General features: G+C 48.1%; 19 protein-coding genes. 11 read left to right on the top strand and 8 right to left on the bottom strand.

Translation table 11 applies throughout. The features are described from left to right. Positions 1-35 precede the first annotated feature (35 nt). The gene (locus ACHZA2_RS15530) at positions 36-533 is read left to right on the top strand and encodes a MarR family transcriptional regulator (RefSeq protein ID WP_319580459.1); all 498 of its coding nucleotides are present in this window, start codon (positions 36-38) and stop codon (positions 531-533) included. Next, the gene (locus ACHZA2_RS15525; RefSeq protein ID WP_319580458.1) at positions 530-1,897 is read left to right on the top strand and encodes an MATE family efflux transporter; all 1,368 of its coding nucleotides are present in this window, start codon (positions 530-532) and stop codon (positions 1,895-1,897) included. The genes ACHZA2_RS15530 and ACHZA2_RS15525 overlap by 4 nt, the downstream gene beginning before the upstream one ends. A gap of 41 nt (positions 1,898-1,938) precedes the next feature. Here ACHZA2_RS15525 and ACHZA2_RS15520 read toward each other — a convergent pair whose 3' ends face one another. Further along, complete coding sequence (locus ACHZA2_RS15520) at positions 1,939-3,033, bottom strand: cache domain-containing protein (protein WP_319580457.1); 1,095 nt, start codon at positions 3,031-3,033, stop codon at positions 1,939-1,941. Between the two features lie 243 nt (positions 3,034-3,276). Between ACHZA2_RS15520 and ACHZA2_RS15515 the strand changes: the two genes are divergently transcribed. The 3 genes from ACHZA2_RS15515 (at position 3,277) to ACHZA2_RS15505 (ending at position 10,081) form a co-directional block, all read left to right on the top strand. Continuing rightward, positions 3,277-6,021: a PAS domain S-box protein gene (locus ACHZA2_RS15515; protein ID WP_319580456.1), complete on the top strand. Its 2,745-nt coding sequence runs from the start codon at positions 3,277-3,279 to the stop codon at positions 6,019-6,021. A gap of 80 nt (positions 6,022-6,101) precedes the next feature. Next, complete coding sequence (locus tag ACHZA2_RS15510) at positions 6,102-9,263, top strand: DEAD/DEAH box helicase (RefSeq protein ID WP_319580455.1); 3,162 nt, start codon at positions 6,102-6,104, stop codon at positions 9,261-9,263. Continuing rightward, the gene (locus ACHZA2_RS15505; protein ID WP_319580454.1) at positions 9,263-10,081 is read left to right on the top strand and encodes a hypothetical protein; all 819 of its coding nucleotides are present in this window, start codon (positions 9,263-9,265) and stop codon (positions 10,079-10,081) included. The genes ACHZA2_RS15510 and ACHZA2_RS15505 overlap by 1 nt, the downstream gene beginning before the upstream one ends. Positions 10,082-10,105: 24 nt before the next feature. Here ACHZA2_RS15505 and ACHZA2_RS15500 read toward each other — a convergent pair whose 3' ends face one another. Further along, a complete protein-coding gene (locus ACHZA2_RS15500; protein ID WP_319580453.1) occupies positions 10,106-10,795 on the bottom strand; it encodes a TRIC cation channel family protein in 690 nt (229 codons plus the stop codon). A 137-nt stretch (positions 10,796-10,932) separates the two neighbouring features. Continuing rightward, a complete protein-coding gene (locus ACHZA2_RS15495; protein ID WP_319580452.1) occupies positions 10,933-11,634 on the bottom strand; it encodes a DUF4013 domain-containing protein in 702 nt (233 codons plus the stop codon). A gap of 303 nt (positions 11,635-11,937) precedes the next feature. Here ACHZA2_RS15495 and ACHZA2_RS15490 point away from each other — a divergent pair, with 303 nt between their 5' ends. Continuing rightward, positions 11,938-13,365, top strand: a complete 1,428-nt coding sequence (locus tag ACHZA2_RS15490) for a hypothetical protein (RefSeq protein ID WP_319580451.1) — start codon at positions 11,938-11,940, stop codon at positions 13,363-13,365. 203 nt (positions 13,366-13,568) lie between these two features. Here ACHZA2_RS15490 and ACHZA2_RS15485 read toward each other — a convergent pair whose 3' ends face one another. Next, complete coding sequence (locus ACHZA2_RS15485) at positions 13,569-14,669, bottom strand: response regulator (RefSeq protein ID WP_319580450.1); 1,101 nt, start codon at positions 14,667-14,669, stop codon at positions 13,569-13,571. A 254-nt stretch (positions 14,670-14,923) separates the two neighbouring features. On the opposite strand from ACHZA2_RS15485, the gene ACHZA2_RS15480 reads away from it, so the two are divergent. Further along, positions 14,924-15,301: a hypothetical protein gene (locus ACHZA2_RS15480; protein ID WP_319580449.1), complete on the top strand. Its 378-nt coding sequence runs from the start codon at positions 14,924-14,926 to the stop codon at positions 15,299-15,301. 42 nt (positions 15,302-15,343) lie between these two features. Then, positions 15,344-15,925: a flavin reductase family protein gene (locus tag ACHZA2_RS15475; protein ID WP_319580448.1), complete on the top strand. Its 582-nt coding sequence runs from the start codon at positions 15,344-15,346 to the stop codon at positions 15,923-15,925. Here the strand turns inward: ACHZA2_RS15475 and ACHZA2_RS15470 are convergent. Further along, positions 15,922-19,302 (bottom strand): PAS domain S-box protein, encoded by a 3,381-nt coding sequence (locus ACHZA2_RS15470; RefSeq protein ID WP_319580447.1) that lies wholly within the window; start codon positions 19,300-19,302, stop codon positions 15,922-15,924. The genes ACHZA2_RS15475 and ACHZA2_RS15470 overlap by 4 nt on opposite strands. A 122-nt stretch (positions 19,303-19,424) precedes the next feature. Beyond that, the gene (locus tag ACHZA2_RS15465; protein WP_319580446.1) at positions 19,425-19,895 is read right to left on the bottom strand and encodes a hypothetical protein; all 471 of its coding nucleotides are present in this window, start codon (positions 19,893-19,895) and stop codon (positions 19,425-19,427) included. 151 nt (positions 19,896-20,046) lie between these two features. Between ACHZA2_RS15465 and ACHZA2_RS15460 the strand changes: the two genes are divergently transcribed. Then, positions 20,047-21,204, top strand: coding sequence for a TIGR04083 family peptide-modifying radical SAM enzyme (locus ACHZA2_RS15460; protein WP_319580975.1), 1,158 nt, complete (start codon positions 20,047-20,049; stop codon positions 21,202-21,204). Positions 21,205-21,222: 18 nt separating this feature from the next. Here the strand turns inward: ACHZA2_RS15460 and ACHZA2_RS15455 are convergent, their stop codons facing one another. Next, the gene (locus tag ACHZA2_RS15455; protein WP_319580445.1) at positions 21,223-21,741 is read right to left on the bottom strand and encodes a DNA-deoxyinosine glycosylase; all 519 of its coding nucleotides are present in this window, start codon (positions 21,739-21,741) and stop codon (positions 21,223-21,225) included. After that, the gene (gene ercA, locus ACHZA2_RS15450) at positions 21,725-22,891 is read right to left on the bottom strand and encodes an alcohol dehydrogenase-like regulatory protein ErcA (RefSeq protein ID WP_319580444.1); all 1,167 of its coding nucleotides are present in this window, start codon (positions 22,889-22,891) and stop codon (positions 21,725-21,727) included. Before ercA ends, ACHZA2_RS15455 begins: the two co-directional genes overlap by 17 nt. 201 nt (positions 22,892-23,092) lie before the next feature. Here ercA and ACHZA2_RS15445 point away from each other — a divergent pair, with 201 nt between their 5' ends. Together ACHZA2_RS15445 and ACHZA2_RS15440 are read left to right on the top strand one after the other, a co-directional pair. After that, a complete protein-coding gene (locus ACHZA2_RS15445; protein WP_319580974.1) occupies positions 23,093-23,935 on the top strand; it encodes an AAA family ATPase in 843 nt (280 codons plus the stop codon). Positions 23,936-23,942: 7 nt separating this feature from the next. Then, positions 23,943-26,399 carry a chemotaxis protein CheW gene (locus ACHZA2_RS15440; RefSeq protein ID WP_319580443.1) on the top strand — a complete coding sequence of 819 codons (2,457 nt, stop codon included), beginning with the start codon at positions 23,943-23,945 and terminating at the stop codon, positions 26,397-26,399. Positions 26,400-26,410: the final 11 nt, after the last annotated feature.

Below are 26,410 nucleotides of genomic sequence, written 5' to 3'. Positions count from 1 at the left end.
ACAACAATATATAAGAAAAGCACCGACCTGTAAAGGTGACAGAGACACCTCTTCTGCCCCATGATATTCCAATAGGGGCATTAACATCCATCATCTTCAGAAACCAGTCCGTTTTTCTGAACCATCATCTGCGAGCCCTTGATCTCTCCTGCGGCCAGTTCCCGATCCTGATGTATCTTATGAACCATCAGAACGTAACACAGGAGACACTTGCACGACATTTTCATATAGACAGAGGAACGATTGCACGATCTGTCAGGAAACTTGAGGACGCAGACTATGTTATCAGAACGATCGATCCTGAAAACAGGCGTGCAGTAAGACTCTTTCTTTCAGAAAAAGGAATCTCCATCATACCTGAACTGATTCGGATAGATGCCGAATGGGAGGGCACGGTATCTGCGTCTTTTATCGGCAATGAGAGTTCCCAATTCAGGGATCTCCTCCTGAAAGCAGCAGGATCCAGTATCAGAGGAGTCAGAGAGATCGGAGAGGATTATGTCTCATGTTGTACAGGAGGTGAGTGTGCATGAGTATGCCTGAAAATACCGTGGGTGTAAACCTGCTAAAAGGAGATCCCAAGGTTGCGATCCTCAAACTTTCTATTCCGATGATCGTAGCAATGCTGTTGATGTCGACCTATAACCTGGTGAATGCAGTCTGGGTAGCGGGTCTTGGTTCTGATGCTCTTGCAGCGGTAGGATTCATCACTCCCCTCTTTATGGTTCTTATCGGCCTAGGAAACGGGCTCGGGGCCGGGGTAACATCAGTAATTGCCAGGAGGATCGGGGCTGGGGACCGGGATGGTGCAAACGGTGCGGCTGTACAGGCAATCCTGATGATACTCGGCATCTCGGTGATCATCACTGTACTTCTGATTGCTCTGGCACGCCCGCTGATGATTCTCTTCGGTGCAGGAAAGACCGTTGACCTAGCAATCGAATATGGGAATATCGTCTTTGCAGGAACAATTCTCATCCTCTTCACAAATATCGCGTATGCAATCCTCAGAGCAGAAGGTGACACCAAACGGACGATGTATGTGATGGGAGCCTCATCGATCCTGAACATCATCCTTGATCCAATCCTGATCTATTACATGAAGATGGGTATCGCGGGTGCTGCGTGGGGGATGATCATATCTCTTCTGCTTGTCACAGTGGTTCTTCTTTACTGGTTTTTTATCAAACGGGATACATATGTGAACCTGTCGTGGAATGTTAACGTCAGGGAGACCAGGAATGTGAAAGACATGCTGGCAGTTGGACTGCCCGCGAGTTGCGAGTTCTTCTTAATGTCACTTCTTGCAATCTTCATCAATGCAATGTTGGTAATGGTTGCAAGTACCGATGCGGTTGCAGTTTATACAGCTGGATGGAGGGTTGTTTTCTTTGCAATCATCCCTCTTGTGGCCATCTCAACCTCGGTCGTTTCAGTAACCGGTGCAGCATACGGAGGGCGACACTACGAAAAGTTCCCGGTAATTCACAACTTTTCAATCCTGCTCGGTGTGGGAATCGCAATCATCATCAGTATTATCACCTGGCTCTTCGCCTCACAGATTTCATTCATCTTCACCTACACATCAGAAGGTGCACACCTTGCCCCTGCTATAGCTGCGTTTCTTGCAACAATGTGTATCTTTTACCCGTTTGTTCCACCAGGAATCATGTCCTCATCCATATTCCAGGGGACCGGACGGGGTCTGTCATCCCTGATCCTGAACCTACTCAGGAATATGGTCTTCATGGCGTCTGCGGCATACCTGCTTGGTGTTGTATTCGGGTTCGGAGAACACGGAGTCTGGTACGGGATCGTCATAGGTGATATCCTCGGAGGAATTGTCGGGTATCTCTGGGCACGGATCTACATCAGGCGACTCATGAAATATGCCTGACTCCATCCAACCTGTAATAGAGCGAAAAAGAAAAAACGAGATCAGGGATTCATAACCGCGACTCTCCATGGTATTCCATGGAGTGTCACGGTGGTCCATGCAACCTGAACTTCCTGATTTTTAAGTCCTGAATATGTATCATATCCGGCTCTGGCATTCTGCAGATGCACTGCTGTCTTGAGTAATGAAGGGGAAGCATTAAATTCCGGATCATTCCAGGCAGAGCGCCCAACCTGGTCAGACTCACTCTCCGAGAGGATTGTTCCTTCAGGCTGTTCTACCATGAGTGAATATCCAGACTCTTTAAGATATTCCATTGTATCAGGGGAGATGAGCACGGATGGAGAAACCAGTGAAGAGACATAACTGGTAACGGCCTTCTGCTTTGACAAGACAGGGTATGTGATAATGACAGCATCCTTCCCCTCAATAGTCTTCAGGTATGTACTCATACCTGGAGCAGGGTAGGAGAGTACACGAGCAATATGTGGTTGTCTGGAGAGATCAGTTCCAATTGAGGGCATATATGCATCTGGGTACACTGCTATAATGTGGCCGGACTTATCCAGAATTGAAGATTCATACACTCCGGTCTGATTACCAGCCGTGCTTTCAACCAGCGAAGACAGTAGAATGGTCTGGTTCTCTTTTGAATACTCTTTGCCACTCATATTCGCCGCAACATCAGCCAACTGCCCGTCGATGGTATCCAGTCTCTTTTGCAGGTCTGCTGCTACCCTGCCCAGTACCCTGAAGATCTGATCATCAGGTGCGGTCTTCTCCGTGCTCACAGCCTGGTACCAGGCCAGTTCATCCTTACCGCCTCCATTCAGTGGTGAGACATCCTCCACAGAGACCAGAGTTCCCCACATGTTGGCAGAGACCATGTCAGTCTGTGGAGTAGCAGTCCCTGATATCCGGAGACCATCAACTTCGTACTGACCTGGGAGATTGGTTGGAAGCAGTGTATCTCCTGTGTCAGTGATGATCCCGAAGAACCCACCTTCAAGATCCTGGTGTACCACCGTTCCGGTAAACTCAAACGAACCGGTTGTATCTGAACTCTGGGCACTGACACATGAGAAAAATAGCATCATGGTCAATACTGACAGAAATGCAAATCCAGAGAGTTTCATACATCACCTATTCTCTCATGACGAGATGAATATTTTCTGCCTTTGATCTCTTTTTGTCTGCACTCGGTGAGGGAAATCTTTATTAAAAATCAACCCGGATTACCTGATATTATGGATAAAAACCCGAAGAGTACATGAGGTTTTCATCCAGAATTGAGGATGCATTTACTGAATCAGGCTATATGATGAGAGAGTCTGACACCGCACTGAACAGAAACATTCAGGTACTGATCACATTCTACCATGATAGATCCGGAGTATCGTGAATTCAAGAAGACGCGGATTATCCTCATTACTTCAATTGTCTTATTTATCGTCCTCTTCTCTTCAATAGCTGCATTTCTATCAATCATTATAGTCGGGACTTACCAGACCTTTGAAGAGAATGAGATGAATAGCAGGATACAACGGTTTCAGGATGCCTTGAATAATTCGATGAAGACACTGGAGAACACAGCTGTTGATTATGGAGAATGGGATGCAACGGCCAGATATATCGAGGGAAAATACCCACAATTTGTAGAGGCAGAGATCAGTGATGAGACATTCAGAAAGATGGGTATCAATTTCGTAGGCTTTTTTGACCTTAAAGGAACTCCATTCTACTACATAGATCTCTCGATGCCGCCGGAAAAAGGTGAACTGATAAACCCAGATCTACAGATTTACCTCCCTCATGACAATCTCTCTCCTGATGGGAAGGATGTAATACCAGAAAAAAAGAAGTTCGTATTCTCAAATGAAGATGTTTCAGGGGTCCTCACATGTATCCCAATCATATATCATACACAAAATAAATCACCGGTCGGAACTCTTGTGATGGGGAGATATTTTAATGACCCATTCCTGAATGAAGTTTCACTTGCATTAAAGAAAAGGATCGAGATCATACCAGAAATAACCGGACGGGAACTATTTCCAGGGAATAGTCAGAGTCCGGAGATTCGAGTAATAACAGCCAGTAACTTTGAGATCTCTGCGTATCTGAAAATACCAGATAAACAGAGTGGTCAACAGGTGGTATTTGGAGTAACATATCCACGTGATATTTATCAGCAGGGAATCTCAACACTGGGAACCTTTCTTAGCCTGATAGCGTTTGTGATGATGGTGTTTACTGGCCTTACTGGGATCGGACTCTCATATTATATTAGACATGCAGAAAATGCCCAAAAACTGGTAAAACAAAAAGATAAGTCATATCATCAGATCATCAATAATCTTGAGGATGCTTACTTCAGGGCAGATCCTAACGGCATTCTAGAGATGGTCAGCCCGAGTGCTGCCAGGATGCTAGGATATTCAAACTGTGATGAACTTATCGGTGTGCGAATTGCTGACCTTTTTCAGAACCCGGATGAACGACCTGCACTCAGGGCAATTCTATTTGATAATTATCAGATACAAAACCATACCATTGCCTTAAAAAGAAAAGATGGTTCTATCACATTTGCTTCGATCCATGCCCATCTGATCATCTCTGACAAAGGGGTTGTAACCGGTATGGAGGGGACTGCCCATGACAGGACTGAGATCATCCTTGCAGGAAAGGACTCACTAGAACAGCAATCCGTGTACAGACTGATCTTTGATAGTGCCAATATCGGACTCTTTCAGAGCAGTCCGGAAGGGCAGTTCCTCTCTGTGAACCCTGCTTTTGCATCCATGTTGGGGTATGAAAGCCCTGAACAACTCAGGCAGTCAGTGCAGAACATACCCAGGGATCTATTTGTCAGCCCTGAAGAGGGAAAGGAGATCGTCGAATCATTATTGGAGGAATCATCACTGGAGAACCGTGAGATTCAACTCAGGAAAATAGACGGCTTGCTAATCTGGCTGAATATCAACATTGTTCTGATCAGAGATATCAACGAGCAACCAGCAGCCCTTTTTGGGACAGCCATAGATATCACCGAGAGGAGACATGCAGAGTATGAACTGAAGGAGAGTCAGCAGAAGTTTAAGAGTCTCTTCTATCTCTCACCGATCGCTATTATGGTCTATGATCAGGATGGACATTTAAATGATGCAAACTCTGCTGCGATCTCCATATTCGGCGTTTCAGATGCTAGTGTGCTCAACTCTGACAGCCTGTTCGATCACCCGCTGCTTACTACAGAAGAGCGGAGAGCGATCATGAACGGAAGGTCGGTGGATACCGACCTTACTGTTGATTATGATCTCATGAGATCCAGATTCAAGTTTCCTTCTTCACGGATAGGGACCGGTCATCTCCGCATGATAGTGAGTCCTGTTCCCCATCCTTCAATCGAGGGAGTGAACTGGTACCTGACCCAGATCATTGATGTGACTGATCGGAAGAAGGCAGAGATCGCCAGCCAGATCAGCGAGCAAAAATATCGTCAGGTCTTTGCCAATGTCTCCCACGGACTGATCCTCTTCGAACTGTTTCCCGAAGGCGAACCTGGGAAGATTCTAGACATGAATATTCAGGCAGAGAAGTTAATCGGAAGATCGCTCTCTGATATTCTTACTGATCAAGATATTCTAGGCAAGTACCTTAATGTTGAAGAATTAAACCTCGGCGAAGCAACACAGTCTGACGCAGGGGAGATATGTACCATAGAGATGGACCTGACGTCAGTTGATGATAAGGTCATACCCGTCTTTGTCACCTGTGTGCTCTTTCTAATCGGTGAGCAGCGGGTAGGGCTGACAATCATTGAAGATATCACCCAGAAACGAAAGTATGAGGAAGAACGTGGCAGGATGATCCAGCAGATCGAGAAGAACCTTGCCGAACTGGCAACCCTGAATGATGGGATCAAGAATCCACTTACGGTTATTACGCTCGTCGTTGATGAACTTGAGGAGTCTATCGCAGGTCCCGTACTTACACAGGTACAGGCTATTAATCACCTGATCGACAAACTCGATAAGCGGTGGGTTGAGTCAGAAAAGATCCTGCAGTTCCTGAGAAAACACAATTATCTGCAGGCGGGCAGGGACGATTACACTAAAAAGTGATCATAAATTTTCCTTATCTGACTCTCCGAACACCATAAAGTCTCTGAAGATAACAATATAGGGAGTTATCGGAGGCCTCTTTGTCATCCTCTCATCGTTCAGATACCAGAACTATTCTGCATGCCCTGTATAATCCTCATCAGCCTTTTTCTCTTATTCTATTCGGAGAAGAAGATAATCCAGGAACTGGGAGTAGTGCTGTTAAAGCAGGTTCAGGACAGGATCATCCATTTGCAAGTAATGCAGAGTACCTCACATCGCTGATCGGATCAGATCTTAAACAAAACGGAAGAGAACAATCTGCAGAACGCCAGGTCTCCTCATGTCGGATCGAATTCCCAACCTCAAAAGGAATTCTGATCACTTCTCCAGAACGTGGATCGCGGGCAGAAATTTCCCAGACAACTCCGGATGCACTGACCCTCTTCCAGGTTCCAGTACTCCTCTGTCAGCCAGACCTTTTGATCTCTCTCCCCGAAAGCAGCTCATCAGGGTTGTGGATTGAGGGGGGATCTCTTCGTTTCTGGAGAACATGTGCATTACTTGCCAGGGAGATGGTTATCAGGGGGCGGTTTCTCCCATCTTCCGGAGTGTACCAGAACGGTGGGGTCTGTACCAGATGGAAACTTCTTCCCTCATCATATGATTCACACCGGATCAACCAGTTGACCAAAACGATGCCTCCCATTCAGAAGCATTTTCTTAAATCTTCAGAGGGAGGTTCAAAATTCAGCAGAACGGAAACAATAACTCTCTTCATCGAATCGGTGATCGCCCGTATCATCCGTTGCTCAGAAGAGGGAGATCCCGTTGATCTAATCTCAAATTATTCTCCGATCGAGAGGCTGAAGTATTCCCAGGAACTGACTGCCCTCTACTATCTCCAGGGATGCGAACGCCACCGGATGCCGATCACAAATCCCCAGATCACGAATGGGTGGAAAGGAAAGTTTGACCAATGGACCGATACTGATGGTATTGATATCCCTGACGATCTCCCATGGACAGCAGTTGCAAAGATCGAAGAGATCACACCGGTCAGTCATTCAGTCAAAGAAACAGAAGAACAGTCGCATGAATGGGCGATCACATTCCTGGTGCGGTCTGCTGATCATTCAGACATCCTGATCCCTGCAAGCCGACTCGGAGAAGGAAAAAAAGTACCAATTCCCTTACCCGCGGAAGAAGAACTGAAGAGACTGCTAAAGAATACAGCGAAATCGGTGCAGAATATCGCGAACCTGACTGATTCACAAGTGACACCCGTATCTGAGTTCAATGTGATGATCAGGATTCCTGAGTCAGATCTGATCAGGTTCATGAGTCATGTTGTTCCCCGCATACGTGAGAGTGGGATTGAGATCATCTGCCCGGACTGGTGGGGAAGGCAGGCAGAGCCCGTACGAATACAGTTCTCCATACAAAGACAGCGGGAGAAAAGTATCACCTCGACGGTGGGGCTTGCGAGTCTGCTCCATTATGACTATCGGATAGCGGTCGGCGATGACTTCATTGAACCTGCAGCGTTCAGACAGATGGTGGAGCAGCAGACCTCGACTGTCAGGGCAGGCAGGCGTTGGGTGACGATCGATCAACCTGCACTTGAACTGAAGATCAGAACTATCGAGAAACAGTATAAAAAACACAGGGTATCGGTTGCCGAACTTCTTAAGATGATCGCACGTTCAGAAGATCCTGATTCAGATCTAGACATTACTCCGGGTGATGACTGGACCGGTGAACTGATCGCAGGTGTCAGGGAGGGATGGTATCATACTAAAGTTCAGATTCCGGACACCTTCAGCGGGACACTCCGCCCGTACCAGGAGACGGGAGTGTCATTTTTGCTTCGGTGCCGCTCGCTTGGATTTGGGGCCTGCCTTGCGGATGATATGGGTCTTGGCAAATCTCCACAGACGATAGCATACCTCCTTTCTGTAAAAGAGAGTGGAGACCTCACCGGACCAGTACTGGTAATCTGTCCTACCTCGATCATCGGAAACTGGGAGCGCGAACTGGCACGGTTTGCCCCTACGCTCACCTGTTTCATTCATCATGGCTCATCACGCCTGAAAGGGGATGCATTCCTTGATAAGGTGAAGTCGTCGGACCTGATCATCACCTCATATGCACTTGTTCCCCGTGACCTGGAACTCCTCTGCAGATGCTCTTATTCAGCACTTGTCCTTGACGAGGTCCAGAATATTAAGAACCCGCAGACAAAGCAGTTCCAGGCAGTGAGAACCCTTGAAGCGGATCACAGGATTGCACTCACCGGAACACCAATCGAGAACCACCTCACCGAACTCTGGGCATTGATGGAGACGATAAACCCGGGATACCTTGGTTCACTCTCTGCATTCCAGAAGATGTATGCAACCCCGATTGAGAAAGGGGGAGCAGATGAGAAAGCAGTAGAACTTCGAAGAATAATCAGGCCATTCCTGCTCAGAAGGGTAAAGACAGACAATACAGTCATATCAGATCTCCCGGAAAAGATGGAGATGGAGATCTATTGCACCCTTACCCATGAACAGGCTGCACTGTACCAGAGCACGGTGAATGGGCTTGCACATGATATCAAGTCGGTTGTCGGAATTGCCAGAAAAGGACGAGTGCTCTCGGCACTCACAAGGCTGAAGCAGATCTGCAACTATCCAGAACATGGTACCGTTGCAACATTGGAGCCGTCAAGATCAGGGAAAGTCCAACGGCTTGTCGAGATGCTTGAAGAGGTCAGGGACGAAGGAGATGCAGCGATCATATTCACCCAGTATGCAACCTTTGCAAAGGATCTTGCAAAAACTCTGCACCAGTCTCTTGAGCGTGAAGTGCTGCTCCTGATCGGATCAACACCACGGCTCAAGCGTGAGGAGATGATCGCCAGGTTCGCCAAATCTGACGGCCCTAAATTCTTTGTGATATCACTCAGGGCAGGAGGTACCGGTCTGAACCTCATGAGGGCAAACCATGTGTTTCACATTGACAGATGGTGGAACCCGGCGGTCGAAGATCAGGCAACCGACAGAACGTACCGGATCGGGCAGACAAAGACCGTACAGGTTCACATGCTGATCACAGCGGGCACCCTTGAAGAGCAGATCCATGAGATGATTGCACGAAAACGAGCCGTAGCAGATCAGGTCATCTCTGCTGGAGAAGAATGGCTGACAGAACTTCCTGACGGTGAACTGATGGATGTACTTCGCCTTCGTGAACAGGTCTTCGGGGATGATCTCTGATGGTGAGAAGCAGTGCAGATGAGAAGACCCGTCAGCAACTTCTCGGTGAGTCATGGTGGACAACAGAGTTTCTCAGTATGATGAGACCTGGAAAAGATACCACCCAGCTTGTGAAAGGAAGGCGGCTTGCAGAACGGGGTCAGGTGATTGTGAAAGGGTTGTACCCGAGCGGAGTTGAGACGGTGGTGCTTGAGGCAGTTGGCGGTTCCCATCGTGCAGCATTATGGATAGAAGACCTCGGGGATGACTGGGAGGTAGTATACCGGATCTTTGCAGCAAACCAGGATCAGTATACAAAACTTCTTTCAGGTTATTATAGCAAAGAACTCGACGAGATGCTGAAAGAGGCTGGCATTCATATCATACCGGCATCACTTGAGGATCTGGACTACCGATGCGACTGCGAATCAGATCACCACACCTGCAGTCACATTGTTGCCACCTACATGGCACTCGGAAACCAGGTGAACGCGGACCCCATGCTCCTCTTCCTGCTCCGGGGAAAAACACGAGATGAGATCGCTGCAGGCGTTTTGCAGTACACCAACCCCCAGCCGGTTGCCGGTGCAGAGGATGTCAGGGTAATACCCGCTGAAGAGGATGAGACGACTGATTTAACTGGATATTATGATCCGGGCCCTGAACTTGAATCCATGCAGATTCGTGATGTACAGCCATCACAGGACGTGACCGTCTGTTTCAGCCGACTCGGTCCTTCACCATATAAACTCGGGCGGACAGACCTTGCTGAGATCATCAGATCAATGTACCCGAAGGCTGCCCGATACGTGTACGAACTCAAAGATGAAGACGAGTAGTTATTACATACCCCTTTCTTAAAATCAGAAACTGGTGATATTGTACCTGACAGATATCATCCGTATCACGAACGTGATCACGATACAGGCCAGAAATCCGGTAGGGTATGGGATCATGAAATTCCAGCAGAAGGTGTACGCCGCCGCCCCGGCAAATGACGCGATGGCATAAAACTGGCCGGGTCTGAAGATTTCAGGAATTTTTGCAAAGAAGACATCCCTGAGCACACCACCGAATGATGCAGTGATCACTCCCATGATAGGGGCAACCAGCGGAGGGATACCGCTGGTAAGGGCATAGTATGTCCCGAGGTATGCCCACATCCCCAAGGCAATGGCATCAATCAGTGCAAACGAGCCTGATGTCCCGAACATGAGCCTGACAACAGCGTTGAAGAGATCGGTTTGGGCCGACTTTTCGCTTCCATATGATCCGGTACTGATCGGAACAAGCAGGATTCCAATCACACCCACAACAAGGATGCTTATCAGGTAGATCGGATCCTGGAGCCAGAAGAGAGGGTACCGTCCCAGAAGAATATCACGGAGTGTTCCGCCTCCCACGGCGACGATCACCGCAATGACCAGAGCTCCAAAGTAGTCAAGCCCGTTTCTTCGTGCATCATACACACCAGTAGAGGCGGACAGGATGATCGCTATCCACTGAACCACAGTCTGAAAAACCAAAAGAAATTCGGTGATTCCCGTATCCATATAACATTCCTTCCCTACAGGGCGTAATGTGGAGAGTCCATCCGACGCCGGGCAGGGGATGATACAGAATAGATATCACCCTGATGAGAGATTATCAGTTTTGGTCAGGTCACAAAAAGGGGAAGGTGTGATGCCGACTACTGGCCTGCATCGTAGAGGGTGGAGTAGAACCTGGCTCCAACTATCGAGAGGTATGGCATGATGATAAAGGTGAGCAGCCATCCAATGACAGGGATCAGGGAGAGAATACCATAGATAACGAAGAAGATTACGCAAAGAAGAATCAGAGCGATCAGATATGAACCCCACCCAATCTTTCCGATTCTCTCAATTATCTCGCTGAAGGCGAAGGCTGCACCCATGCTTCCGCTTCTGGCAAACTGAACCATCCCGATGATCTCAAACAGGCTGAAGATGAACATCACGATGAAGAAGATCAGGAATGAGATTCCCAGTGTTCCTACCAGCATGCCAAGGTATGCACCCGGGTTTGACACGTTCGTCATCAGCATGGTGAGAGCCCCGAATCCTCCACTTAACGAGAAGACCAATGCTCCGATGATGCAGGGGATGATCATATAGACAATTCCAATGATAAGCATCTTAATGCCGTCAATGAACATACCCAGGTAGTCTTCAGGTTCAGGAGCTGGTGTTACTCCCTTCATAATTCTGAGCGTATATCCCATGATAAGCGGGAAGATGACCGATGCAATAATGAGGATGATCCATCTGACCCACTTTCCGACGACTGCTTCTGATGCATAGCTGAATGCATCACTAATACTTCCAATCACATCCATGATGATCACTCGATGAGAGTATTCTGCCGTCCCCATATAAGATACTGCGTATAATAGTTACCATATAGGACAGGATTTACTGTGCTCTCCTTTTGCACCATATCAATACCATATCATGGAGATGATTAAAAATTAAGAGAATATTTGAGTTTTATATTTCGTGTGTCTAGGCAATTTTTTAGGCATTATGAACTTTCAGGTCCAGATCTCCAACCTGATCGTTACCAATTCTTTATGATTCTCTGATGAAAACAGGTCAGACTATACCAGATGTCCAGTATGGACATTCTGCCACATCCAACATGCGGTGGATCTGCTGTTTAAAACGAGCGTAATACCATGATACAGTTCAGTTATATTTCTGCAACCCTGCTTGCCCTGCTCATAATTACAGGTTTTGCAGGATGCAGTGCAGCTTTTGATAATAACCAAGAGGCAGGTCCAGCCGGAATGCCACCGGGACCAGGTGGTATGGGCAATGGCCAGGCTCCTCCGGACATGCCAGCCGGTGGAGCCCCATCTGCTGGTGCTCCACCAGGAGGCCCGGGTGGTAACTCTAATACAATGTACACCCTTGCCGGGAATTTCACCGTTGATGGGGAAACAGTATCTGAATCACATAGCACATTTACATCAGACACGGCTGATCTCTCTGCAATTTATGTGACCAACAAGGGGTCACTAACGCTCACGAACCCGACGATCAGTTCATCAGGTAACACATCAAACAATGACGCAAGCAGTTTTTACGGACTCAATGGGGCTGTACTTGCAAACAATGCCAGTACAGTTGTGATATCTGGGGGTTCCATCACGACAACAGGTAGTGGGGCAAACGGCGCAATCCCAACCGGTGAAGGCACTTCAATCTCACTTGAAAACCTTACGATCACTGCTTCTGGAGACGGAGGCCATGGAGTTATGGCTACCCTCAGTGGCGCTCTGACTCTTACCGATGTAGATATTACCACCACAGGCAGCCACGGAGCTCCCCTGGCAACTGACCGGGGTAGCGGGACCGTAACCGTTACCCGCGGTACGATCTTCTCATCGGGTGCTGATTCACCGGGTATCTACTCAACCGGTGTCATCAATGTAACCAAAGCAACAGTGAAATCTGTCGGAACCGAGGCCGCTGTAATTGAAGGATTTAATTCAATACATCTTATCAACACTACCCTGTCAGGTGGTGTAGAAAAAACAGGAGGAACCATGATCTATCAGAGTTTCTCAGGTGATGCTGAGACCGGAACCGGTGTCTTCACCATGGATGGAGGATCGTATGAACCGACAGCCGGACCTGCGTTCTTTGTGACCAACACCGACTCGGTGATAACCCTGAAGAATGTGAATTTAATAGGAACACCCGACCTGCTGATCAAGGCTGCCGGAACCTCGCGGTGGGGTACAGAAGGAAAAAATGGAGGGATCGTGATCTTCACCGCTGACAACGAGCAACTCACAGGATCACTCGTGACTGACGCGATCAGTTCAATCGCTGCAACCCTGAAGAACAGCTCCACCTTGTCTGGTTCGATAAACACATCAGCCCTCAACCTTGATGAGACAAGTTCTTGGAACGTAACGGCTGACTCGACACTCACCTCTCTCACTGATCCGGATGGAATAGTGGACAATACAATCTCCAATATCTTCGGAAACGGATTTACTGTAACGTATGACAAGAACCTTACAACAAACAATAATCTCAAGGGCAAAACCTTTACCCTGAAAAACGGTGGAACCCTTACTCCGAAACAGGCCTGAAACCAGAACCTGCCCGCTGACCCTATGCAGGCAGAAAACGTACTCCTTTTTGTTGATAGAGTCCGGCACAAGCCTCATGAAAGCGGGAAGGACCTGTGATTCGAAATTGTCTTTCTGGAACAGTTATATCAAAGAGGCTGGTCAATGAGGACGTTCAGGTAGGACAACCTCTAAAGAATTTATTAGAAGAGTGTAGGGTAGTATCAGGGAGATCTGGCCTTCTCCCTCGCATACCAGCAGAGAATAACCCTGCCATTCAGGGTTTGCTTCGTGCAGTAAAGGTCAACCTGAACCGGACCTTTCGGTCCCTGGTGAGTTGTGCTAAATGTGGCAGTCGTGCCATCAGGAGCAGCAGCATACTGAGAGATGAGTTCGGATGTGAGTGAAGGATCAATGGTAGAAATGGTTGCAGTAGTCATGTCAGTTTGAGTGATACCCAGCCTGTCACTCCAGGTCTTGTTCAGATACAGGATCTTTCCTTCTGAATCTGTGCAGATGATACCTTCAGGTGCATTATCGACCGCCGATAGAATCATCGCATCTGTCTCAAGCTTCTTCTCTGACTTTGAAACATCCCTGATATTACAGAGGATATAATCATTTTTTCCAAAGTTAATGCGGGTCAGGAATTTTTCAATGGGAAACACAGATCCGTCATGTGGTCTGCGTGCCTCCCAGACCAGAAACTGATCTTCACCTGCAAGAACCTTTTTCATGACATCAGGCCGTATAACGGTTGGGGATCCAGGTCCTGACAGATCATCGATCGAATATTTCAGCGCTTCATCACGGGTGACATGAAACATCTCCATCATCCTGGAGTTGACATCGAGGATCTTGCCCTCCTCGTTATGAATGATAACCGCGTTGTATGTCTTGTCGATGAGGGTCCTGATCGTCTTTTTTGACCGCTGCTCTTCTGTCTCATCTCTGCGATCAGAGAGAGCGAGTCTGAGTTTGTATGTAAGCTCGGCAAAGAGTGCTCTGGGATCTGCTCCTTTCTGTATGTAGTAATCCGCACCGCTGTTTGTCGCTTCCATGGCGATCATCTCACTCCCCCTTCCGGTGAACATGATAAAAGGGATAGCACTGTCATGACGTACCGCCTTCAGAAACTCCAGACCATCCATCCCCGGCATCTGGTAATCTGAAACGATTGCATCAGGATGGGTGGTGCTGATGATCTCAAGACCTTCTTTTGCTGTCTCAGCTGTAAGAACCCTGAACTCACTCGTCTTCTCAAGAAATAACCGGGCGATGTCCAGGAGTGCAGGCTCATCATCCACATACAGAACGGTCTTCACGATATGAGTGTATTATATTCACTTGTACATAAAGGAACCGTCATCATTAAGCCGGCATTACATGGTTCAGAACTGTGAATTTCAAATGATTCTGCTCACATACACAGAGATCGAGACAGGCAGAATCCCCATATCTAAAAAACTGAAATTCACGAAATTATTGGCGAAAACTTAGAAATAAGAGAATATTTCTCCACAGATCAAATCAATAAAATTATTATAATAATAAAGTAAGAATAAATCACGGGAAGCTGATGGGGTCTTCTTTTATACCTGAATTAACTGATACGGAGAATGAGGTCATTCGTCTGCTCGTCGAAGTCGGGCTGAAGATGAATGAGGCACGTATACTGGTTGTCTTCTTTAGGGGAGCAGAACTGACATCACGGGAAATTGAACGAATTGCCGATCTTCGCCAGCCCGAAGTGAGTGTTGCGATAACCGGCCTTACAAAGAGGAAGTGGGTTATAGTTGCCAGTCTGATTACCGCGAACAAAGGACGTCCGGTAAAGGTCTTTTCCCTTGCTGAGCCAGTTGATGCAATTCTTGATGAACTTCGCGATGGAATATGTGAAGGGCATGATCAGCAGATGATCATGCTCAGCCGGATCAGAGAGATCATCAGAAAATAATTCAATATACTTCTGTCCTGCATTCGGTAAGATGGAGAAACAATGGAGAAGATACAACTTCCACCCCAGCCGCCAGAAGTTACTCTCCCGGTTGTTATTGCAGGATCCCTGATTCATAGAAGGGAAAACTACATGACCCTTGGAGCATTCGGGATCATGTCCCTTCAGCCTCCGATCGTATACATCTCGTCCATGAAATCCCATTACTCAAACGAGGGGATCAGAGAGACCGGATTTTTCAGTGTTAATATTCCCCCGGCAGAACTCGTGCAAAAGGCTGACTTCTGCGGGCTTGTGTCAGGTCGTGATGTTGATAAGAGCGGGATCTTCACAACCTTTTATGGGAATGAGCGATCCGCTCCGATGATCGAGGAGTGTCCGATAAACTTTGTATGCAGGGTGATCAGGACTGTCGATCTCCCATACAATGAGGTCTTCATCGGAGAGGTCATTGAGTACTATGCAAGCACAGAATGTCTTGATGATGACAAGCCAGATCCTGATAAAATAAACCCGATGGTGCTGGCCGGACCATCATACAGGAGTCTGGGCCCTGCTGCCGGTGTTGCATTTGGAGAAGGCCGGGCATACCGTGCCCGTTTAAAACGGGAGAGATCGGGTTAAGACAATAGTTTTTCTGAATCCTGGCTGATGCGGTACCCGTCAGGAGGAACCTGGATCTCAAACCGGGCACCCTTTCCTGCCTCACCATTCTCAATGATTGTGATGCCGGTTATCTCAAGGATATCACGTGAAAGATTCAGACCAAACCCGGTGTGTTTGAAGTATTCTCGGTTAAAGATCTTCTGCTTGAACTGATCGGGAATGCCGACTCCGTCATCTTCACATATGATCGTATACCCTGCAGGGCCTGCTGACCCCGAGAACCTGATCTCAGATATCTTTTCCCCGTACCTGAGAGCATTATCGATGAGGTTGTGAAACACTTTCACAAGAAGGGGATCTGCGTAGATCTTCACGGAGTCATTGTCAATGAAAATCCTCACCGAAATCTCCCTGAATGCAGTGACAGCCTCGTTGATAGTCTCATAGAGATCAGCCCAGACAGGAGAGGCTAAACCGATATCCTGGTAGTCACGGGTGAAAGCAATCTGGCGCTCAATATTGTGAGCAAACACATCTGCTTTCTCAATCATTATCAGTGTATCAGGGCCCAGGGGATCCGTTCTGGCAATATCAAGTGTTACAAACATACCCTGGAGTTGGTTGACAACATCATGTCGGGTTATGTTTGACAGGAGATTGAGTTTCTTGTGTGCCAGAGTGATTGCATCCTTTGCTTTTTTCCGTTCAGTGATGTCCCCACTGACTACAAGCACTCCGATGATAGTTCCGTCCTGATCCCGCAGTGGGACTTTGTCGGTTTGAACCCAGATATGCGCACCATGTGCAATATGCAGGGGCTCGATGATACCAAGTTTGGCAATGCCTGAATTGATTACCTCCAGATCATCTGCATAGTACCGATCAGGAGTGGTTGGGAAGAGCTCAACATAATTTTTACCCTCTATCTCCTCGACCTGCATCCCGAAGGCATGTGCAGCAGCAGGGTTAACTTTGACAAAATTATTTTTTGTATCCTTGTACCAGATCATGGCAGGAACATTCTCAAGAATAGTTCTTTGCTCTGCGATCAGTTTGTGGAGCATCTGTTCTGATCGTTTTCTCTGTGTAATATCCTCAAAGATGATGACGAAGTGACCCTCTTCAGGCCGGTACGCAGATATGCTGTGCCATGAATCAAGTAGAGGCAGATATACTTCACATGTCTTTGGCAGACCAGACAGAACAACATTATTGTAGATCTCAAAGAGTTCAGGATTGGCATCCCTGATTCCGGGAATGAGTTCTGTGACTGTTCTCCCCTGAATCGTGGAGACCCCGAATATCCTTTCATACGCCTGGTTTACCTGGAGGTATAACCAGTTAGTGGGAGAGCCGGACTCATCATACATCATCCTGCAGTAGGCAAACCCTTCTAGCATATTTTCAAAGAGAGAACGATAGTGTTCTTCGCTTCTCCGGAGAGCATTTTCAGTATTTTTTCTCTCTGTAATGTCCCTGATGGTACCCTCTATCCTGACAGGAAGCCCGGCATTATCATAGATGATATGGCTGTTGATGGAGACTGGAACATGCGTTCCTTTGCGGTCAATAAGGACAGTTTCAAAATCATATACAATTCCATCCTTGATCAGTTTCTCGTTCAGAATTTTTTTCTGAACAGGATCTGCGTACAGGTCGAGGACAGAGTGGCCTACCAGTTCTGTGGGGGTATAACCGGCAAGTTTTAGACAGGAGGGTGAGAGGGTCTGGATAACTCCATTGATATCTGTCTGGTATAAGAGATCGATCTGGTTTTCAAATATTGACCTGTACTTCTCTTCACTGAGGACAAGTTGTCTCTCGATGTTTTTGCGCTCGGTAACATCAAAAACGGTGATAAGACCGGCAACCTCTCCTCTGATTGTTACAGAACTTGCATTCAGTTCAACCCACCGCTCTTCACCGTTCTTGTTTATGACGATGAGCTCAAACTGTCTGCTGCCAGATGCCATGCCAGCCTGCCTGGCAAGACCCAGTTCCTTCAATGACTCCTGATAATCCGGATGAATCAGATCCCAGAAGTGCATAGACAGGAGTTCAGCCTGCGTGTAACCGGATATCTCTTCAGCAGCAGGATTTGCATAGGTCCAGTAGTTACGCTGATAGGTTAGAATTCCGGCAGGGATCGAGACTGACAAGGTCCTGAACTTCGCTTCACTCTCACGGAGGGCGATCTCCATCTCACGTTTTTCTGTGATGTCATCGATAGCAACGATCACATGGGTACTACCTTCGATCTCAAGAGGTTCAGCATTGACACTGAGCCACCGCAGGTGTGGGCTGCCACCGAAAAGAAGGGTCAGCGGGAGAATCGCCCCGTGCACACTCGTCCCCTCCTTAAGCACGGTATCTATAGCGTTACGAAGAGGACATTCTGGGCATGCAGTTCCATACCCGCATCCATTCGGATGGTCCAGACTATGCTGACAGGATAACCCGTTGCCTACCCGGTTCCCGATTATCTCTGCAGGTTCATGGAGCACTATTGTTGAGATCACATCATTGATCTGATCGATCTTCAGGTCATGATCAAGGAGAAGAAGTCCGATGGGTGCCGCCCTGAATATCTTGAGAAAGTTATCACGTTCGAGGATTGCACGGGATTCGGCTTCTTTTCTCCGGGTAACATCACGGTTACTGGTTCTCCTCCCTGCAAAATTCCCATCTGAATTATAAACAGCCTGGCAGACATGACTGATCCACCTGACTTCTCCGTTTTTATGAACGATCCTGAAATCAAGACTCAATAGCCTGTAAGTCTGAATGTCGATCTGCTGATGAGTATCCCATTCAGCACGATCATCCCTGAATACAATAGTATTGATCAGAGCTGGATCCAGGCTGAACTCTTCCCTGGTATACCCAGTGATATCCTCACAGGAGGGGGAGATGTAGATCACATCACCAGTTGGCCCAAGCCAGTACATCCATTCATGTGTATACTCGGCGATTGTCCTGAACTTCTCCTCACTCTCTTTCAGACGGCTGATCGACTGTGATCGGGAGACCAAGATGTTGATCACCTGCGTAAGTTCGAGAAACTGGGGGCCTGACTCAGAGCCTTTCTTCAGATAGAAGTCAGCACCGGCATTGAGGGCTTCAATAACTACATCCTCATCCCCCTGACCGGTAAAGATAATAAACGGGATTGAGGAGTCAAAACTCCTGATCTGGCGTAAAAAATCGACGCCAGTCATGCCATGCATGTGGTAATCTGATATGATGACATCATAGGAAGTATGGGAGAGAAGGGTCAGGGCATTTTCAGCAGAGTCTGCCACATCTACTGTGAATCCACCGGTCATCTCAAGGAAATCTTTTACAAGATTGCGAAAGCCGGGTTCATCATCTACGTATAAAATTCGCACAGCCACCAAGCCCACCCAGATACAATCAATAGAATCAGAGAACCTATGAACTTATTCGATCCACAGAACTCATACGCATAGAATGACTCTGCTCACTTCAATGAAAAGAACACAAAAAGGGATTTGTATCAGGTATTCTTGGAATCCTTATGCGACTCATACCAGGAGTGCAATCCGTCAAAGTTGTTGATGACCTCGTCAGTTCCTTCAAGTCCCATCGGGCCGATGAACACCACTGGAATGTTCATCCACTCACGGTTGTATGTGCCGTAATAGGCGTTCAGCAGGTCTTGTGACTCATTCCCTGTAGAAAGGTTCACCACATGGAGATCTATCCCCGGGTGATCTGCTACATATGCCTCAATATACTCATGGGACGGGCCACAGGCACCACAATCAGGATCAAAGAAGAATGCCGGGGAGATATTACCCGGAACAATTGTGGTGCTGTTCGTCAGATTGTAGAGATCTGATGCTGTAACATTTGATCCATTCTCTGAAAATATGGTGGCACTGACAGGGAAGGTTGAGAGAGCCAGTACAGACAGGACAATAAAAATAATTCCAGAATATTTGTACGATTGAATTTGAACGCCCATAGATCCTCATAGCGAGATCGTTAACGTCAGAAAACGCCGTAGAAATTACGGTGTTCCAAATTATAAGGTTTCTTCACTCCATGGAGGAATATAATATCAGCCTCAGTTTTCTACACGTAACCCTATGAGGGAGAGGGAAGAATGTATGAGTATGAAGACCCCGTTCCATATCATGATCATCCCCACCCTTGGATGCCCTTCGCAGTGTCATTACTGCTGGAGCTCTGAGGAGGGATCACCGGTCATGAGTCTGGACACGGTAAGGGCAACCGTCTCGTGGCTTTCAGGATTTCGCGATGATCCGCTTACTGTCACATTCCACGGTGGAGAGCCGCTTCTCGCAGGACCGGACTTCTTCAGGTCTGCCCTCCCTATGCTGGCAGAAGGACTGGAAAAGAATACCCCGGCATTTGCTATTCAGACCAACCTGTGGAGAATGACCGATGAGATAGCAGAGATATTTGCTTCATACCACATCCCGATCGGATCAAGTATCGATGGTCCCGAGATGCTGACCGACTCACAGCGGGGAGAAGGGTACTACCAGAAGACGATGGCGGGATATGAGATAGCCAGGGCTCACGGGCTCGATGTCAGGTTCATCTGCACCTTTACCAATCGATCGGTGAAAGAGAAGGATGCAATCGTCAGGTTCTTTGAAGAGAAGGGTTTCACCATGAAACTTCATCCAGCCCTTCCGTCACTTCGCAGTGAGGAACCCGAACAGTGGGCTCTTCCCCCGGAAGAATACGGATCACTGCTCGTCTACCTGCTCGATCAGGCTCTTGAACATCAGGGTGACCTTGAGATCATGAACATAAATGATCTCTGCCGGTGTGTCTTTACAAGGCATGGGACTGTCTGCACCTATGCCGACTGTATGGCAAACACCTTTGCTATCGGACCTAACGGGAGTATTTACCCCTGTTACCGGTTTGTCGGGATGGAACAATGGGTGATGGGATCTGTCTATGACAGTCCGGATGTTGAAGATCTCTCCAGGAGCGAGGCCTGGAAAAAGATGCACGATTTCAAATCGTATGTTGATCAGGCATGCGGGTCCTGCCGGCATATATCCTATTGTCGTGGAGGGTGCCCTTACAACGCCATTGCACCTGACCAGGGGCGATTGTCAGGAGTTGATCCACATTGCATTGCATACAAGAAGATCTTTGACGAGATCTCGGACCGCATGAACGAGGAGATGTTTGCTGCTCCTCCTGCTTTCATGAGTCCTTTTTCACCATCGCAAAAAAAAGAGATGAAACCAGGAATTATGTCCCTTATTCACCGGATTGTAATGCAGTAGAAGAGACGACTGTCATCGTCAGGGAGTGATATACTCTTTGAGTACCATCCATGACCGGTACTTCTCTTCAAACCGGACAGCATGTGCAGGACTGCTGGATGGGAGGTACCCAATATGCACCGCTCTTTTTTCGTTATCAGAACCCTGCATCAGAGCCTGGTCAAGCCCTGCTTCCGCACGCCTTCCATTACAGAAAATGGCCCTGATGCCAGGATAGTGGATCAGGAGTGAACCAATGGCGGCCGGTTCAGGATCTCTGATGGCTGCGTCTGAACTCCCTGTCCGGGTGCATGAACCTACCACGTCCCACAGGCAAATACCCTGGGAGAGAAGATAGGAGAGCCGGGAGTGGTAGGAAATACCAGTGGGCATACAGGTCACAACCTCCATGATCCTCCAGAAGTCGTTGCGGGGATTCGCGTAGTACTGACCGGCCTGAAGTGAGAGGGCAGACGGGAAACTTCCGACTATCAAAACCCGGCAGGCTGCATCAACAACCGGTTCAAGACCGACAAGCCGGTCAGAGTGCTGACTCATAAATTCTTAGCAGATCTTCACGTTCGATCCTGCGGGGATTGGTTACCATGCAGGCATCCACTATCGCTTTTTCGGTCAGATCTGCAAGATGGGATTTCTGCACACCGACACCGGAGAGGGTGCCTGAGAATCCTACGGTTTTATAGAAATCTGATAGGCCGGAGAGAAGAGAACTCATTCGTGCTTCCCCCGAGCTTCCGGTCATATCAATCCCCATCAGCCTACCGATAGTGTCATACCGCTCCGCTGCTCCGGGATAGTTATAGTGGATCACTGATGGCAGGAGCAGGGCATTACACATGCCATGGGGCAGATCCAGAAACCCGCCAAGACTGTGAGCCATCGCATGCACGGCACCCAGGCTTGCATTCGAGAAGGCAAGGCCTGCATGCATACTCGCCAGCATGGTGTAGGCACGGAACTCAAGGTTTGCAGGTTCCTTCATGACAAGCGGCAGGTATGACCAGATCAGTCTGATCGCCTCAAGTGCATGAATATCTGTGATCGAAGAGTGAGCATTTGAAACATACGCCTCAACTGCATGGGTCAGGGCGTCAAGGACAGTGTGAAGCGTCAGGTCACGGTCAAGCGTCAGGAGTGTGGCAGGATCGATCAGTGCAACATCAGGAACCAGGGTTTTAGAGATGATCGCTATCTTCACCTTCCGATCCTGATCAGAGATGATGGCAAACTGAGAGACATCGGCACTGCTCCCTGAGGTCGTCGGAATACAGATGAGTGGTGGTGCAGGAATCTCAACTTTGTCCACCCCTTCAAACTCCAGAATGTGCCTGTTGTTTGAACTGACAATGCCAATACCTTTCGCACAGTCGATGGGCGAGCCACCACCCACCGCGATGATTCCGGTGCAGTGATTCTCCTTGTAAATCAGTGCTCCTTCCATGACAGATTCTGCACGTGGATTTGGCTGGACATCAGAGAAGACTGAGTACCTGATACCGGCCTCTTCAAGGCTCTGAAGAACATCAGCAGTAATGCCTGAACTGATGACACCCTGATCTGTGACTACCAGGACGGTCTCTGCCTGAAAAATGGAGGCAAACCTGCCAGCCAGAAGTCGTGCCCCGTTTCCGTACACGATCTCCGGAGCTACGAACTTTCTCAGTTCAAAGACTGAAGGATCGGCCATAATTAATGAGTAATATGAACATGAGATATAAAAGATCACGTATCCCTGAAACTTCCCAGGATATCAGGGACAGATCTGCGAGTACAGAAGAAGAGACGAACAGCATGAGTCACCCAATCTGCGAGACCCGGGGTCGAAAGAAAAATCCGGGAAGCGGTAATAATAAATATAAATGCCTCAGGATGTACGGTATAAGAGGGGATCCTGATAACGGTCACAGCGTTTGCTCATCATAAAGGAGGAACCGGAAAGACCACAACCTGCCTTCAGGCTGCGGGATTTCTGGTAAAGTCAGGTCGTCGGGTTCTGGTAATTGACACCGATCCCCAGGCCAATGCTACCCTCGGGCTTGGGATTCATCCTGACACACCGGCTCATAATATCTACCACTATTACTCTTCACAGAGCAGCCCTGATGCCGAGCCGATTCCGCTTGCCAACCTGATCATCCGCACAATATCCAATATCGATCTCATCCCCTCTCATCTGGATCTGGTTGGTGCAGAACCTCTGCTTTACCAGAACCCTGACCGGTACGAAATTCTCGCCAGAGATATCGTATCCCTGAAGGAGCGGTATGATCACATCCTGATAGATACACCTCCGTTTCTCGGCCAGTTCCTCCTGAACGGGCTTATCGCAGCGGATAGAACCGTGATTGTCTTCTCACCAGACAGTTTTGCCCTGAACGGGTACGAGAACATCAGGATGATCCTGACCGACATCGAAGAGATACTGAATAAGAAGATCCAGATAAGGATGGCTGTGCTCAACCGGTGGAGTCTCCCGGTACCTGAAGAATCATTCGTCTCAAAATTCTCTGCCCGGTTTAAAAGACAAACTGGAAAGCCTGAACAGGCAGATGAGATAAAACAGATCCTTGAGGAACAGATGAAACGTGAAGTGGGCACGGTAATTCAGGTTCCTGATAGTCTTCAGGTGGGATTGTCAAACAGACGGGGAATGCCGCTTGCGTTTTCAAATCCTGATGATCCTGCTGCAAAGGCATTCGAACAGGTGGCGCAGACTCTGGATCAGGGGTGATGATGGGATGACAGAGGAACAGGAGAAGAACCGTTCGGGCCGTCGGGCCCTGTTCACCGGGGCTGGAGTCTCAGTGCCCCAGATGGAATCCATTCCGGTATCAGAAGTAACCGAGGTTGTCAGGAAGATAAGTGAAGCTGAGGATTCTGCACCTCCGGAGATACCGGCAGTCTTTGAACCAATTGTCTCCCGGCTTATCACGCTGGTAAAGGCCATCAACCAGCAGAAGGCAGAGAATACAGACCTTCAGTCACGACTGCTGCTCAAAAGTGAACAGATATCCGGCTTGCAGACCGAGAATATTCAGCTCTCTTCAGAACGTGAGTCATATCTCAATGATCTGATCACCTCCCATACCGAGTTTGACAGGGCACTTGAGATCTTTCAGTACCACGACGTTCCGATGGTACTCACCGGCTCTGATCGGAGCCTATACGATGCAAACAATGCTTTCTGCACCCTCTTCTCAATAGCCCGCAGCAGTATAACCACATCACACCCTCCACTCAGTACCTATTTCCCTGACGATCTGATCATAACCGGACCTGATGGTGAAGCGTACTCAATCGTTACCTTAACTCCTCCCGTGGTCCCGTTCGACCACGAAGCGATATCTCTCGTTATCCTTGTAAAAACAACGAAGCCTCTGAAACCGACAGTAGCAGAGTTAACAACAGAGTCAGAGATAGAGAATAAATTCCAGGTGCCGGCTGATGAACAGCAGGATATCCCTGAACCTCTGCCGACCAAAATCAGTGCACTGGACCCAGCTTCACTGGCATTTGAACACTTCCCGATCCCGGCAGTTGTTGTTGATCAGTACCGCACCATTACAGCCTGTAATCAGGCATTCTGTTCTCTTGTTGGCAGAGGGAAAGAGAACATATATCTCCGTGATATCGGGAGCTGCGGCATCAGATACCAGGATGCAGAGAATATCGTAGCAGTGCTGAATGCTCCTGCACCAGGCCAGACAGAAGCCCTGATAACCCGTCCTGATGGAAGCGAAGAAGAAGTCTTCTTTGGAATTACCCCAGTGGGAGTCTCTGAAGACGAACCCCTTCTTCTGATTGCAGGGGTTCCGATAATTGATGATCAGGAACTTGAGCCTGAAGAGACGGAAACTATAGCTCTGCCATCAGCATCCACAATTGATCTGATGCTCAGGATGCTGCTGGACCTGAACCCTGCGGCAGCAGCACTTCTGGACAAGCATGCACGGGTGATGCATGCAAACGAAGGATTTACCGAGCTGACAGGAATCAGTCCGGCTGATCTTACCGGAACAGATGTTCGTGATATCGGTGTGACTGTCCCTGATGCAGTCCTCCTGCAGGACGCAACAGATGTGCAGTTCCTCCCTGATGTTATCAGACTCGAAACCACATGGGGAGTCCAAGAGAACTCAGGGATGGTTGTACCGGTCGGAGCATCAGGTACCGGAGTCTCTGTCATCCTGATCCTGCAACCGATCACTCAGTCAGATGAGAAGACCGGATATTCTCAAACAGAAACCAAGGCAAAGCCAGAGAAACCTGCACAACCAGAAGAAGAGAGGTCGGCAGTCCAGGCATCTGATACCAGTTCTGCAAACTGCCTTTCTGTTATCAATGATCTTCCTGTCCCGGTGCTTGAGACAGATATGACCGGGTCGATTGTAAGAGTTAATGAGAGTTTCTGTAAAATTGCCGGTACCGGGTCAGAATTTTTTACCGGGCAGATGAGGCAGAAAATCATGGTCTTTGAACCTCCAGGTATCGTGCATGCATCATTTCCCTCAGGCGAGTTCTGGTTCAGGGAGGCAGTCGGGACAAACAACGGGGAAGAAGCAGGTCAGAAGTTCTGGTACCTCGATGTCACCACTGAACACACCAGGATCAATTCGTTAGAGAAGAAGATCCTGTCCCTTGAGAGCGAACTGAAATTAATAAGAGAAGAGCAGGGAATCAGTACAGCATCAAGTCAGATTGATTCGACCGAGCAGATAGATATCGTTGAGTTCGAACTGAACGAAGACCGGTATGCAATAGATATCACCATGGTCAGGGAAGTAGTTGAGATTCAGCCAATTACTCCGCTTCCAAGGACCCCTCCGTATGTTATAGGGATCATCAATCTGAGAGGAGAAGTGACCCATGTGATTGATCTGGCAATACTGCTCGGGCAACGGTCACGCAGTGACCGGTCAGGACAGAAGATCATTATCATACCATCAGATGTGACAGGAGGAGAACATGTCAGCATCATCGTGGATAATGTCCAGAGTGTTACCGAGATCATGGGAAGGCATGTCTCAATGCTGGGTGACGACATCGCAACACAGATTAAGACCCACATCAAAGGGATCATAAAAATAACCCACGATGATGTTCTTGAGAAACGTAGTGAAGTCAGCCAGGAGACAACGCTCATTATCTGGCTTGACATCCAGAAGATACTGCATGACATTCAGGGATGTTCCTGAATAACTCTTTG

The organism is uncultured Methanospirillum sp. (genome assembly GCF_963668415.2).
In the GTDB taxonomy this organism is placed as follows: domain Archaea; phylum Halobacteriota; class Methanomicrobia; order Methanomicrobiales; family Methanospirillaceae; genus Methanospirillum.
Note: the sequence above shows the minus strand (reverse complement) of the source record. Positions and strands in the feature narration are given on the sequence as shown.